This window comes from Ruegeria sp. AA3, assembly GCF_056542905.1.
In genome coordinates, this window is the sequence record NZ_JBQGAQ010000001.1 from 838,580 (window position 1) to 852,718 (window position 14,139).

Below are 14,139 nucleotides of genomic sequence, written 5' to 3' on the forward strand. Positions count from 1 at the left end.
TGCGTTCAGGCACTCTCAGGTTCAGCAGTTTCTGATGATCCACCATCCGAGATCAAACGATAGAGATGCCAGCTTGCGTGTCCAAGCAACGGCAGAACCAGAAACAGGCCCAAGAACCAGGGCACCATCGCGAGAAATGTGACAATCGCGATGAATCCACCCCACCCCAGCATCACTTTCATGTTCGTTTTGACGTAACCAAAGCTTGAGATCATCGCTGTCACGAAATCTAACTCGCGATCCAGCAACATTGGTATCGATAGTACCGTGATCATGTACAAAATGATCGCAAACACAGCACCTACCAATGTGCCCAAGGCTAACATCCCCAAACCATTGGGGGTCAGAAAGACTTCAAACGAAGTCGAGATGTTGGTCATCGTCGACAGCCCCATGAACAGGGCAAAGATCATGTGACCCAGAAAGAACCAGAACAGGAAAATCACCACTATGATCGCGCAAATCGACGGCAGTTGCCTGCGGCTTTGCTGAACGACGACGCCGAATATCGCAGCAGGGTTCAACGGTTCGCCCTGCTCCAATCGGTGCGACACCTCGTACAGACCTACGGCGGCGAACGGCCCGATCAAAGGAAATCCGATTGCGGCCAGAACCAGCCAGAATGATGTACCGGTCTTTAGTGTAACCCAGGCCATGAGCCACCCGGCCAAGACGTAAAAACCAGCAAAAAGAAGACCGTATAGCGGCGCGCTGCGAAAATCTTGCAAGGCGCGACGCAGCGCTTGTTTCAGCATCGCAGTATCGACCGGTTTCAACGTCGGCACACCAAAGGGTTTATTCATTCCTGTTTGCTCCTCCCAGGCGCTTCTTTCTACATGGCGGGGCGTTTCTGTGGCCAGTGCGTTTCTGCGTGATAAGCGGCGCCCAACGACAAGATTTTCGCATCCGATCCGCGCGGGCCAAATAGTTGCAGCCCCATCGGCAACCCATTGGCCCCAAACCCGGCTGGAGCTCCCAAACAGGGTAGACCCAGCAGGCTGACTGGCGTCACAACTTGCATCCAGCGATGGTAAGTATCCATCCCCTGCCCTTCGATTTTGGTTGGGTATGGTGTTTCGATCTCGAATGGCCAGACCTGCGCAGCTGGCAATACCAGAGCGTCACAATCAGCAAATATCTCTGCCGCGCGTCTGTGCCAGTCTGATCGAATAACACTGGCGCGGTGCACATCCATTGCGCTGAAAGACAGCCCACGCTCCAACTCCCATTGCGCTGTATCTTTGAGTACGGCTTTATCCCGAGCCAGAGGCTCAAGCCCAGTTGCCACGCTCCACGAGCGCAAAGTGATCCAGCTGTCCCAGATCAGGTCCGCATCAAAGGGTGGTTCAAGCGTCTCAACCCGCGCGCCGTTTCCTTCGAAAACCCGCAACGCATCTCTGCAAAGCTCAAGTATGCCTGGCTCATATGAAAACGCCCCGCCCCAGTCAGCCAGCCAGCCGATACGCATTCCATTCAGATCGGCGGTCTGAACGGGGGACACCGCCACGACCTTGGTGCTCAGGGGCATTCTTGGGTCTGGACCAGACATCACATCGAGCAAAAGCCCGATATCTTCGGGGCTGCGCGCCATCGGTCCCAATGTTGAAAGCTGGTGCAGATAGCTGTCGCCAGCTGGTTCGGAAGGAACCCGCCCCCAAGTAGGCCTGAAACCATAGACGTTGTTCCATGCCGCAGGGTTGCGCAAGCTGCCCATCATGTCGGACCCGTCGGCCAGCGACAGCATGCCCGTCGCCAACGCCACAGCCGCGCCACCCGACGAGCCGCCACAAGATTTTGCCGTATCGTACGGGTTGCGGGTTGCGCCATAGACGGGGTTGAACGTGTGCGAGCCAAGTCCGAATTCCGGCGTATTGGTCTTACCGATCAGGATCGCTCCGGCTGCGCGCAACCGGGCGGCCAACAGATCGTCAGTTTGTGGGACATGATCCTTGAACAATGGCGAACCCTGGGTCGAGACGATCCCCGCCACATTCACCAGGTCTTTCACCGCGATCGGTAGCCCGTGCAGCGGCCCACGCGTGAGGGCAGCATCCGCCGCCCGCGCCTCTTCCAGCAAAGCGTCTTCCTCTCGGAGCGCGACAATCGCGTTCACCGGGCCATTCACCTCAGCGATCCGGTCCAGTGTCGCGCGCATCAACTCAACCGCTGAAAGCTGACGGTTGGACAGGCTATCGAGAATGTCCTTTGCAGAGGCTCTGTTCAGATCCATGTGGGTTGGCCCTTTGCCTGTTCCCGATCAGCCTAACGACGTGGTCGGACCATTTAAAGCCACTGTTTAGATGTATCTTTTTTGGATGTGAGCAAAGGTTATGCTCACTTGATCCTGACGTCGATCCGAACACTGCTATCGCGGCCAAGCATGTTCCTCAGGCCAAAGATGATCATGACTAGACTGATGGTCAGCCACAGCCCACCCCACATCATTGTCGTTCCACCGAACTCGTCGGCCAGCATGTGCGCGTCTGAACGCAAGCCCGAGCGCCGGAGGGTGTCATCGAAGATATCAAAGGGCACGTAGATCATGCTGGTCAATCCAATGACTCGCAAAATCAGATCGCACAGATTGCGGCTCAGGTACCAGGCGATCGCCACCATCACCACGCCGCTGCCCGCACAGAACGCCATGGCAAACGGGTCACGGATATAGAGCAGAGTGACCACCAGCATGACGCCACCAAAGAGACCAAGCGCCATCCGATCGGCATTCGTGCGTAAGGCGATCATAAGCAGCCCCATCCCAAGCATCAATGAGCCCAGATACCCGGCTGAAAGGCTGATAAACCGGTTGCCGCCTCGGCCGACCACCAGACCACCCTGTTGCGGTGAGACCGAAAAGCTTTCGACCGATCCTCCGGTCAGAACGATAGCAAGGGCGTGCGAAAGCTCATGCAGAAAAACAACCAGGATTTTCAATGGAAGCACCAGCATCGTGTTCCAGAACACAAACACCAACGCGACAATGATGATCAGTTGCCAGTGGCCTCTGATCAGGTTTGCTACAGAGGTCAGGTGCTTTCGCAACTAGCCTTCGCCTTGCGCCTCGGACCGGCTTTTACCCGAGACATTCAGCGCTAGCGTCGCTGCCATGAACTCATCAAGGTCGCCGTCCAGTACGCCCTTGGTATCCGAGGTTTCATGGTTGGTTCGCAGATCTTTAACCATCTGATAGGGCTGCAGCACGTAGGACCGGATTTGGTTGCCCCAACCCGCATCGCCCTTGGCCTCATGCGCAGCGTTAATGTCAGCATTCCGGCGATCCAGCTCCTGCTGATACAGCCGCGATTTCAGTGCCTTCATGGCGATATCGCGGTTCTGATGCTGCGATTTCTCGGAACTCGTCACAACAATCCCGGTCGGGATGTGTGTGATGCGTACCGCCGAGTCCGTGGTGTTCACGTGCTGACCGCCTGCGCCCGAGGACCGGTATGTATCGATGCGGATGTCCGAAGGATTGACCTCGATCTCGATATTGTCGTCCACCACCGGATAAACCCAGACCGAACTGAACGAGGTATGCCGTTTGGCTGCCGAGTCGAAAGGCGAAATGCGCACCAGCCGGTGCACGCCGCTTTCCGATTTCAACCAGCCATAGGCGTTGTGACCGGTGATCTTGTAAGCGGCAGATTTGATGCCCGCTTCTTCCCCCGCCGTCTCGGATTGTAGTTCAACCGTATAGCCCTTTTTCTCGGCCCAACGCACGTACATCCGCGCCAGCATCGAAGCCCAGTCACAGCTTTCTGTACCTCCGGCGCCAGAGTTGATCTCAAGAAATGTATCATTGCCGTCGGCTTCGCCATCCAGTAGCGCCTCAAGCTCTTTCTTGGCGGCTTTAGTCTGCAGGCTTTTGATGGCGTTTTCGGCGTCGGTGACAACCTCTTCGTCCTCTTCCATCTCGCCCAGTTCGATCAGCTCGATATTATCGCTGAGATCGGTTTTGATGGATTCGTAGGTCTCGATGGCATCGACCAGCAACTGCCGTTCGCGCATCAGTTTCTGCGCATTCTCCGGATTGTCCCACAGGTTTGGATCTTCAACACGTGCGTTGAATTCCTCCAACCGGTGCGGTGCGGTTTCATAGTCCATACGCTGCGCCAGCAGCTCCAGCGACTTTTCGATTTCCGCCACGATATTCTGGGTTTCGGCGCGCATGGTCAGGTCCCAACTTGCTCAATCAGGCTTGCGTGATAGCAAGAGGTGCAGGTCACCACAAGACGGGCAGGATCGTAATGCAGAGCGCAGTGAAAAAGTTAGCGGACAATTGGGGGCTGCATAACCTGTCTTACGTCGCAGATACCGGCCATGCACAGGTTTGGAAGGTTCAAACAGCCAATGGAAGCGCAGCGCTGAAATTTTACCATCGCACGGATCGGGGCAATGAGGCGGCAGGTACTACGCTGCTGAAGCATTGGGAGAATCGCGGTGCTGTTCAAATACTGGCGGAAGCGCAAAATGCCGTGCTGATGGAGTGGTTGGAGGGGTCGTCTCTCGGCGATATTGCGCGCGCTGGTCAGCCAGGCAGAGCCCTTGCCAGTCTGGCTGATACAGCGCGACGTCTACATCACATGCCGCTCAAATCACCCAAAGAGTTGAAGCCGCTCAGTGATGTCTTTGAGCCCCTATTCTCCTGCCGATTTTTGCCGGACTGCACCGCAGCATTACAGTGCAACATGAAGAGAGCGATCAGTCTGGCGCGTCGCCTGTTGGACACCCAGGTTCAGACAGTCGCATTGCATGGTGACCTGCATCCCGACAATGTTATTCAGACTGCAGCCGGGCCACGCGTGATAGACGCAAAAGGGTATTTGGGTGATCCCGCGTTCGAGCTGGCGAATGCCCTGCGCCATCCCAAAGGCATGCCCTCTCTAGTGCAACAACGCAGCCAGATTAAAAGATGTCTAAAGCTCTACGCCGATGCGCTGCTTGTGAGCGAAGACCGACTGGCAAAATGGGCCGCTGCAAAATGCGCACTTTCAATTTTCTGGCGCTCACATGGTTCGGTTGAGACCGACCGTGAGGCTGATCTGCTCCACCTATTCTTAGATATAGCGGATCAGTAAAGACCGCCGCCCTGCAGATCACCTTGGCTGGCATTGGGGCCGACCGTGATCGTATCACCCGTCGAGGTGGTTACCTGACGGCCCGAGCTGGCCTCTTCAAACAATGGCAAATCCGAGCCCATAGCAAAACCACCATCATAGATGCGGTCGATGAAGCCGTCGACGCCATCACGGAAATACTCGGCGACCACATATTCTCCACTGGCATCTTCAGGTAGGCGCGCGCCGCTGAACCGGTCGATCTTGATGAAATGGCCGCCCGGAGGCACTTCAAAGGGGCCTCCGCCGTATTTCTCGACGGCCTTTTCCATGAAGCTCTGGAACACAGGGCCACACAGGGTGCCGCCATAGGCGCCCCGGCCCATCGGGCGCGGGCGGTCATAACCGATGTAGCAACCAGCCACGATGTTTGATGTAAATCCGATAAACCACGCATCCTTGGATTCGTTCGTTGTGCCGGTCTTGCCCGCCGTGGGCACTGGCAGGTTCACAACGCGCGACGCGGTGCCGCGATCCACCACGCCTTTCATCATCGACGTTAGCTGATAGGCAGTGATAGCATCCATGACCTGACTGCGATCGGTAAGGATCGTGGGCGATTCATCGGGCTCAAGCCAGCTGGAGTTGCAGTCCACACACTGGCGGTCATCATGGCGATAGATGGTCTTGCCGAACCGGTCCTGAATACGGTCAACCAGAGTCGGCTCAACCCGCTCGCCGCCATTGGCGAACATCGCATAGGCAGCAACCATTTTATATAGCGTGGTTTCCTCGGACCCCAGCGAGTTCGCAAGGAATGCGCCCATACGGTCATAAACGCCGAACCGTTCGGCATACCCCGCAACAACGGGCATGGTGACCTCTTGCGCCAAGCGGATGGTCATCAAGTTCCGCGACATCTCGATCCCGGTGCGCAACGGCGTCGGACCATAGAACTTGTTGGTCGAGTTCTTGGGACGCCAAAGGCCCTGCGGTGTATTCACCTCGATCGGCGCATCCACAACGATTGTGGCTGGGCTATATCCGCTGTCTAGCGCCGCTGCATAAACGAATGGCTTGAAGCTGGACCCAGGCTGCCGCTGCGCTTGCGTGGCGCGGTTGAACACCGTGTCCTGATAGGAAAACCCCCCCTGCATCGCGAGAACACGGCCCGAATTCACGTCCATCGCGACAAAGCCGCCCTGCACTTCTGGCACCTGACGGGCGGACCATTGCCCCTCTTCTCCCGCCATTACCAGAATGACATCGCCACGTTTGAAATTGGCTGCGAAATCACCCTGCATCCACTTGATGTCTTCGCGCGGGATAATCCCATCTACCGGGCCGTCTTCGATGCCAACAGTCAGGGATTGCTCGGCGACATTCAATACAACGGCCGGATACCATTGCGTCGGCAGCACCACGTCGCGGGGGATTTCCATGATCGCCAGCGCCTCGCGCCACTGAGCTTCATCTGTCAGCTTTTCTTCCGGGATCACCTCACCCGTACCACGCCATTTCCCACGCGAACGGTCGTATTTCTGCAGAGCCGTGCGCAGGGCTTTCGCCGCTTCGACCTGCATTTCCTCATCAACCGACGCCCGGACGGTAAAGCCGCCGGTAAAGAACTCACCTTCGCCGAAATCTTCGCTCAGCTGGCGGCGAATCTCGTCGGTGAAATAATCACGAGGAGGCAGCGCGGTGCGGAAGCTTTCAAAGTCACCGTTTTGGACCGAGCGCAAGGGCATCTCGACCTCGGTCTCATAGGTCGCCTGATCAATATACCCGTTCTGCTGCATTTCGCGCAGCACATAGTTGCGGCGGTTGAGCAGGCGTTCCTTCTGACGAACCGGATGGTAGTCGGACGGCGCTTTGGGCATAGCGGCCAGCATCGCCGCTTCGTGTGGTGCCAGCTCTTGCAGGGTCTTGTTGAAATAAGTCTGCGCCGCGGCGGTCACGCCATAGGAGTTCTGGCCCAGAAATATCTCGTTCATATAGAGTTCGAGGATCTGTTCCTTGTCCAGCGTATCCTCAAGCCGAGTGGCGAGGATGATTTCCTTGATCTTGCGCTCGGCCCGGCGATCGCCGGACAGCAGGAAGTTCTTCATCACCTGCTGCGTGATCGTTGATGCACCACGTACGGTTTCGCCCTTGGTGCGCACGGCCTCGACCCCGGCAGCAATGATACCGCGCGGGTCATAGCCCTGATGGGTATAGAAATTCTTGTCTTCCGCCGAGATAAACGCCTGTTTCACCAGATCGGGGATTTCCTCGGACGGCGTGAACAGACGGCGTTCCTGTGCAAATTCGTCGATCAGCTGTCCTTCGCCCGAGTAAATCCGGCTGATGGTCGGCGGCTTGTATTGCGCCAGCGACTCATGGCTGGGCAGATCGCGCCCATACATCCAGAACACCGCGCCAACGACCAGCGCGGCCATAAAAATACCCAAGGTCACGAGGCTGAAAATTGCCCCGAAAAACGAAAGAATGAACCGGATCACGTTACTGCCTTTTACTCGCGGTGACGCCTATATAGTGTCGCCCCCCCGCAGGGTCAAAACACGAAAGGCTACAATGGCCGTTTTGCGCCGCTACGTTATTGACCAATCAGCGATCGTTTCACTAAATCGTCCTGACGCCAGTTCTCAAGCCCCTGCACTAGCCCGCGCGCCATCGAGGCCCGCCAGTCCGGATCAGAGATGTTCTTGAAATCACGCGGGCTGGACAAGAACCCCAACTCGACCAACACAGATGGGATGTCTGCGGCCTTCAGTACCGAGAATGACGCAGAACGCAGGGGTCTGCGATTCATCGGCCCACCCTGCTGTGCCATACCATCGACCAATGAACGTGCCAGCGCTTTGCTGCGCGGTTTGGTCTCTTGCCGGGCCAAATCCAGCAGCACATCAGCGACCTGATCGTCCGCTCCGCTCAGATCGATACCCGCAATCAGATCGCCTCGGTCGTGCCGTTCTGCCAGCTTCTGGCTGGCAACATCCGAAGCCTCTTCTGACAGTGTGTAGACGACAGCCCCATGCGCCAACCCCTCGGAAAGCGAATCCGCGTGCAGCGAGATGAATACGTCCGCCCCGGCCCTGTGCGCCAAAGCAATGCGCCGCTCTAGCGAGACAAACTGATCGTCGACGCGTGTCATCACCACTTCGTATCCGCCTGTACGCAGCAACGCCTCGCGTAGTTCGCGTGCGAAGGTCAGCATCAGCGTTTTCTCATTGGTATCAGCGACTTCGGCACCCGGATCGATGCCCCCATGGCCGGGGTCCAACATGACAAGCAACACATGTCGATCAACGCGCCCGGGCATCGCCGGTGTCACCGCGGGCTCCGGAAGGTCCCACCCTGGCTGGCGCGGAGCACCCGCGCTGGCCGCGAAACTGTCAAAGTCAGTCCCTTTCAGATGCAACGACAAATGTGCAGCACCCGTCGCTTGATCAATCCGCAGATCGGCGGTTTCTACAGCCAAAGGAGCACCAAGCTCCAGCACTAGGCGCGACCAGCCGGGCACATAGGCTCCGTACTGAATACCACTGATACGGTCAGTTTGAAGGAAGGTCCCGCGGTCCAAACCAGACCAATCGACCTCCTGGAAATCCAGCACCATCCGGTAGGGATCACGCAATGTGAACACGCGGTATGGCACACCCTGGCTGAGGCCAAGGTCCAGCCGCACCCCGGTATTGCCCTCATCGACGATGCGGCTCTGCTCCGGAAGGGCGCGTGCAAGTGCGCTGAAGTCCTGCGCGATAGCAGCACCAGTCAGCGCCCAGATCAGGGCGAGTGCGAAGAAGATCCTGCTCATGGTCTCAAGTTTTCCCGAGATCGTTTGAGGCAGAGCCTATAGCAATCCCCTGCCTTTGTGAACGCTTTAGGCCGTTTGCGGGATCGCGCCTCGCTCGGCCATAAAACGCTGCAGCCGATCCAGCCCATCCTGAATGTCTTCGTTCGACCGCGCATAAGAAAAACGCAACGTCGTGTGCCCGCGCACCGGATCGAAATCCAGCCCCGGTGTCACGGCAACCCCGGCCTTGTCCAGAATCTCGGCCGCAAAGGTACGGCTATCCTGCGTCAAATCCGAGACATCTGCGTAGACATAAAACGCCCCATCCGGCGGTGCGATATTGGCAAACCCGGCCTTGGGCAACCCATCCAGCATCAACAGACGATTACGGCGGTAAACATCCAGATTGGCCTGCAGCTCATCTTCGCAATCCATCGCAGCCAATGCCGCCACCTGGCTCGCATGGGGAGCACAAATGAACATGTTCTGCGCAATTCGCTCGACCACGCGCACCTGATCTTCGGGCACAACCATCCAGCCAACACGCCAGCCGGTCATCGAGAAATACTTGGAGAACGAGTTGATCACATAGCACTCATCCGTCAGCTCCAACGCAGTGACGGCTTTGGCTTCGTATTCCAGCCCGTGATAAATCTCATCACTGATGAATGAAGCCCCCTGCCCGTGCGCCGCTTCGATCAGTGCCTGCATCGCGGCATGGTCCAACATCGTTCCTGTGGGGTTCGCAGGTGAAGCAACCATCAATCCCTGCAGATCGAGCCCTGTGAAATCAGCGGGCACTGGTTGCAGCCGGTTTTCAGGCGCAGTCGGCAGATCAACCGGAACCAACCCCAGCGCCTTGAGGATTTGCCGATAAGACGGATACCCCGGTGCCCCTATCCCTACCCGATCACCGCTGTCGAAAAGCGCCGTGAAGGTCAGCAGGAACCCGCCGGACGACCCCGGTGTGATCACCACCCGTTCGGGGTTAAGATCAACATTATACCACTCGCCATACAACCGCGCGATCCGCTGCCTGAGCGCGGGCAAACCCAAAGCCACCGTATACCCCAGCGGCCCCTGTTCCATGGCCCTCGCCAGCGCTCCGGTCGCCCCTTTAGGTGCCCCGGTTCCCGGTTGACCGACCTCCATATGAATGACATGCCGCCCGGCCTCTTCGGCCTTGCGTGCGGCCTCCATCACATCCATCACGATGAAGGGATCGACCCCGGAACGGGTTGAGTTTCTCATGGCCATCTCCCATGTTGCAGCCATGGCTTTTGAACGCTTATCCCGGCTGGCGTCAATCCCGGCCGTGTTGCTGATCGCAGTGACGTGGTTGGTCAGTGTCGTTCAGACCAACGCGCAAAGCCTGATCCGCGATCCCGATATAGAACACGGCCTAAGAGAACTGGCTTTTCCGATCTTGCGCGCGGCTGGCCTGAACACCAACCGGGTTAGGGTACTGGTGGTAAATGACAGCGTATTCAATGCTTTTGTTATAGACTACAACACCATCTACCTGAATTACGGTCTGATCCTGACCGTCGAAACCCCCGAGATGTTGCAGGCGGTGATCGCGCATGAGGCCGCCCATATCGCCAACGGTCACCTTGCACGCCGTTCGGAAAACCTGCGGGCGGCACAGCGCAACGCGCAGCTAGGCACGCTGCTGGCGCTCGCGGCCGCAGCAGCGGGCGGCGGAGAGGCTGCGGCAGGCATTGCTGTGGGCACTCAGGCTTCGGCATTACGCAGTTTCTTGGGGCATACACGCGCCGAAGAGGCCTCGGCCGATCGCAGTGCTGCCAGCTATCTGCGTTGGGCTGGGATCTCACCACGCGGGATGGTTGATTTGCACCGCAAGTTTGCCGGGCAGGAACTACTGAGCGAAATCAGGCAGGACCCGTATATGCGCTCGCACCCAACCAGCCGAGAGCGCCTTCGCGCGGCTGAGACGTTTCTGGATCAATATGCCGACAAAGCTAAAAAGAACCCAAACGCAGATTACTGGTTTGCCCGCGTAAAAGGAAAACTGTCAGCCTTCTTGCGATCCCCGACCTGGACTCTACGCCGTGCAGCCGAGGAAACCGACCGAGACATCCGTCTGATGCGTGAAGCATCGGCCTACCACCAGAACCGAGACTTGTCCCGCGCCCGCGCCGCGATTGACGGAGCGTTGGCAATCCGCCCCGATGATCCGTTTTTCTACGAACTGAAAGGCCAGATTCTGCTGGAGAACAGACGCCTGAACGAGGCTGTTGAAGCCTATGGTGCTGCAGTCGATATGGCACCGAACAATTCTCTGGTTTTGGCGGGGTATGGGCGCGCTCTACTGGCGGATGGTCAAACCAAGAAAGCCCTGCAAGTTCTTGAAAAAGCAAGGGCAAGAGATTACCGAAACGCCCGATTAATGCGTGATCTTGGCTTAGCCTATTCGCAGGTGGGCAACAATGGAATGGCGTCTGCTGTGACCGCAGAGCGATATGCGCTGCAGGGCCGTCTTGCTGATGCTGGCATCCATGCTAAACGCGCGGTTGCACAACTCCCCGAAGGGTCTCCGGGTTGGCAAAGGGCGCAGGATGTGCTGATTGCCTCGGAGCGCCTGAAAAAGAACAAAAGAAGGAAACGGAAATGATCCTGAGACATGCTGCACCGGCCCTATTGGGTCTTTCCCTGATCACCAGTCCCGCGCAGGCGCTTGACCTAAACGCCATGAGCGACGCCGAGAGAGCCGAGTTTGGCGCGCAGGTGCGCGAATATCTGCTGGCAAATCCGGAGGTGATCATCGAGGCGATCAACATCCTTGAAGAGCGCAACGCCGCAGCCGAGGCGAATGCCGACAAAGAACTCGTCGCCGCCAATGCGGAAGACCTGTTCAACGATGGTTATAGCTGGGTGGGCGGCAACCCAGACGGTGACATAACTCTGGTCGAGTTCATGGACTATCGCTGTGGCTATTGCCGGCGCGCCATGCCCGAAGTGGCCACCCTGCTGGCCGAAGACGGGAATATCCGTCTGGTTATTAAGGAATTGCCAATTTTGGGCGATGCCTCGGTGGTGTCATCCCGCTTTGCCATCGCGACCAAACAGGTGGCGGGAGATGAAGCATACAAACAGGTTCATGATGCCCTGCTGGCCTTTAGCGGTGAGCCGTCCGAAGTCACACTGCGCCGCATCTCTGATGGGCTGGGACTGGACAGCGACGCGATCATCGCGGCGATGGACAGTGAAGAAGTCACCGAGGAGATCGCCAAAACCCGCGCGCTGGCACAAAAACTACGAATCTCTGGAACGCCTTCATTTGTTCTAGGCACTGAAATGCTGCGCGGTTACCTACCCGCAGATCAGATGCTGCAGATTGCGAACGGAGTTCGTGCAGAACAAGGTTAAGAGCAGAGGTTGGAATGCTCGCCCGACGTTCACTTTACCGATGGGTTCAACTCACCTTTGGCCCAACAGCCATCTACATTGGATATTGAGCCTTTTGTGAGCCTTCTCTTCAAACCTATCAATTGAATTGAAGCGATTGAGTGGGCTTTCCTGAGCATGCATTGGACCACCTTGGAACTAGGGAACCGGCAAAATTTTGCCGGGACCTTTTTGGGCTCTTTTCACAAGCTGCATGATCACCTTAAAACTCTGTAACCACTCAAACCGGCATCAAAGAATCTTGCAAATCAGCAACCGCAAAACAAATACGATTTGGCCGCGCCTGCCAGTCACCGCCCGCGCTGTGATTGCGATGGGCCTTATTGGTTTTGTCTCGGCCTGCGCTCAGAATCCAAACGATAGTGATCTTGATCCGGAGCGACAGGCAATGGCGCTGCAAGAGGTTTCGAAAAAGCATGCCCGCGGGCAAAGAGTGTGGTGCGTACCCTACGCCCGAAACCTCAGCGGCATCCAGATCCGCGGTAATGCCAAGGACTGGTGGGGCAAAGCTGGCAATATCTTTGACCGGGGCAATGAGCCAGAGGTTGGTGCTGTGATGTCGTTTCGTGCAACCCGCGGAATGCCTCTGGGTCATGTCGCCGTCGTCTCTGATATCGTCACCGACCGAGAAGTCATCATCAACCATGCAAACTGGCACCGCAACAAAGTGTCGTTGAAAATGGGCGTCATGGACGTATCCAAAAACAATGACTGGACGCTGGTGCGGGTGGAAACCAATCCGGGTCGGTACGGCAGTTCATATCCGGTGAACGGTTTCATATATCCGAAGTTTGCAGAGTAACCCCATCCCGTGTTGCGTCTGTTTTGCTTCAGCAGAAGTTTTGCGTCTTGGATAAGCTCAGGATGGATCGCGCGGTAACGAATATCGACGAATAGGGTATCAGGGCATGTAAAATGGCTCAATAAAGATGCAAGTTTCCAACGAGCACATTTTTGTTCATCGCTAAGATCAAGTGGCGGTTTTTGATCGCAGACCAGATGTAACCGCTTGCGTTCTGGGTGTACGCCAAACAAGGGTGACGGCGAGATATTTGACCCAGCGGGAAATCTGCAGTTTGAACGATTGAAAACGCCTCTGCCGAATTTCGTTCGCTGTCTATTGTTCTTTTTTGACACGGCGCGAAAACTAAGGCATAATTAAGGCAGTTCGAGTCTTCTCTACTTTTAGGAGAGTATTTGGTTATGAGTAAGGGGTTCACTGCGCGCCTTCGGTTGAGAATTGTTTTGGCGCTAGTTTTTTTTGGCATGATATTTGCTAATTCAGCATCAGCCGTGACCATAGCAACTTCAACAAAAAGCGTTGATATTACCTGTTCAGGATCATGTGATTTTTGGGATTTGGCGTTGGATCCCGACGGTTTCAGTGCATCCGCTGGATCTTGGTTATCAAGTGCCGATTACGGAATTCACCATAGCAACAGTAACAGCAACAGATTGTCCCTCGTGAACGCAATTTTGGGCACAGTGTTTTCCACTCAATCGGCATCAAGCGATGCTATCGGTGGCGTGGATGCAGTCAGCGGATACACCGGTGGGGATACCGCAAGCTGGACCGGTTCTGGTCAGTACTATCTGGCATGGAGCGCAAGCGATCCACGCTACATACTGATAAGGAACAACACTGAAAACAACGTCTTCTCGTGGATCGGCAAAGGGTTGAGTGGCGTCGATGCTTTTGGCGCGGTTGCACCTATACCGTTGCCACCTGCGGTGTTGATGTTGTTGGCTGGACTTGGTGGTCTGATTGTAATTGGCAGACGGAAATCACGCCCTGCCTGAAAAATCTGTGAGCATTGGATTTCATTAAACACGGCGCTTCACACCAGAAGCGCCGTG

Annotated in this window: 12 protein-coding genes; 5 read left to right on the forward strand and 7 right to left on the reverse strand. The window is 56.4% G+C overall.

All coding sequences use genetic code 11. The features are described 5' to 3' along the window. Nucleotides 1-5 precede the first annotated feature (5 nt). The 4 genes from ACR0JR_RS04200 to prfB all read right to left on the reverse strand — a co-directional run bounded on the left by ACR0JR_RS04200 (nucleotide 6) and on the right by prfB (nucleotide 4,170). Entirely contained in the window at nucleotides 6-803 is a 798-nt protein-coding gene (locus ACR0JR_RS04200) for a DUF2189 domain-containing protein (RefSeq protein WP_480455112.1), read from the reverse strand. Nucleotides 804-832: 29 nt separating this feature from the next. Beyond that, complete coding sequence (locus ACR0JR_RS04205) at nucleotides 833-2,230, reverse strand: amidase (RefSeq protein ID WP_480455113.1); 1,398 nt, start codon at nucleotides 2,228-2,230, stop codon at nucleotides 833-835. 104 nt (nucleotides 2,231-2,334) lie between these two features. Further along, the gene (locus ACR0JR_RS04210) at nucleotides 2,335-3,042 is read right to left on the reverse strand and encodes a M50 family metallopeptidase (RefSeq protein ID WP_480455114.1); all 708 of its coding nucleotides are present in this window, start codon (nucleotides 3,040-3,042) and stop codon (nucleotides 2,335-2,337) included. Continuing rightward, a complete protein-coding gene (gene prfB / locus ACR0JR_RS04215) occupies nucleotides 3,043-4,170 on the reverse strand; it encodes a peptide chain release factor 2 (RefSeq protein WP_480455115.1) in 1,128 nt (375 codons plus the stop codon). A gap of 89 nt (nucleotides 4,171-4,259) precedes the next feature. On the opposite strand from prfB, the gene ACR0JR_RS04220 reads away from it, so the two are divergent. Then, a complete protein-coding gene (locus tag ACR0JR_RS04220) occupies nucleotides 4,260-5,078 on the forward strand; it encodes an aminoglycoside phosphotransferase family protein (RefSeq protein ID WP_480455116.1) in 819 nt (272 codons plus the stop codon). Here the strand turns inward: ACR0JR_RS04220 and ACR0JR_RS04225 are convergent. From ACR0JR_RS04225 to ACR0JR_RS04235, 3 genes are all read right to left on the reverse strand, one after another. Then, nucleotides 5,072-7,558, reverse strand: coding sequence for a penicillin-binding protein 1A (locus ACR0JR_RS04225; RefSeq protein WP_480455117.1), 2,487 nt, complete (start codon nucleotides 7,556-7,558; stop codon nucleotides 5,072-5,074). The two genes, ACR0JR_RS04220 and ACR0JR_RS04225, sit on opposite strands and share 7 nt — an antisense overlap. 95 nt (nucleotides 7,559-7,653) lie before the next feature. Beyond that, complete coding sequence (locus ACR0JR_RS04230) at nucleotides 7,654-8,874, reverse strand: N-acetylmuramoyl-L-alanine amidase (protein WP_480455118.1); 1,221 nt, start codon at nucleotides 8,872-8,874, stop codon at nucleotides 7,654-7,656. 66 nt (nucleotides 8,875-8,940) lie between these two features. After that, nucleotides 8,941-10,104, reverse strand: a complete 1,164-nt coding sequence (locus tag ACR0JR_RS04235) for a pyridoxal phosphate-dependent aminotransferase (RefSeq protein ID WP_480455119.1) — start codon at nucleotides 10,102-10,104, stop codon at nucleotides 8,941-8,943. Here ACR0JR_RS04235 and ACR0JR_RS04240 point away from each other — a divergent pair. The 4 genes from ACR0JR_RS04240 (at nucleotide 10,103) to ACR0JR_RS04255 (ending at nucleotide 14,082) form a co-directional block, all read left to right on the forward strand. Beyond that, a complete protein-coding gene (locus ACR0JR_RS04240; protein ID WP_480455120.1) occupies nucleotides 10,103-11,488 on the forward strand; it encodes a M48 family metalloprotease in 1,386 nt (461 codons plus the stop codon). The two genes, ACR0JR_RS04235 and ACR0JR_RS04240, sit on opposite strands and share 2 nt — an antisense overlap. Further along, nucleotides 11,485-12,243 (forward strand): DsbA family protein, encoded by a 759-nt coding sequence (locus tag ACR0JR_RS04245; RefSeq protein ID WP_480455121.1) that lies wholly within the window; start codon nucleotides 11,485-11,487, stop codon nucleotides 12,241-12,243. The genes ACR0JR_RS04240 and ACR0JR_RS04245 overlap by 4 nt, the downstream gene beginning before the upstream one ends. Before the next feature lie 232 nt (nucleotides 12,244-12,475). Then, a complete protein-coding gene (locus tag ACR0JR_RS04250; protein ID WP_480455123.1) occupies nucleotides 12,476-13,084 on the forward strand; it encodes a CHAP domain-containing protein in 609 nt (202 codons plus the stop codon). Nucleotides 13,085-13,485: 401 nt separating this feature from the next. Further along, nucleotides 13,486-14,082: a hypothetical protein gene (locus tag ACR0JR_RS04255; protein WP_480455125.1), complete on the forward strand. Its 597-nt coding sequence runs from the start codon at nucleotides 13,486-13,488 to the stop codon at nucleotides 14,080-14,082. The last annotated feature ends 57 nt before the right edge of the window (nucleotides 14,083-14,139 follow it).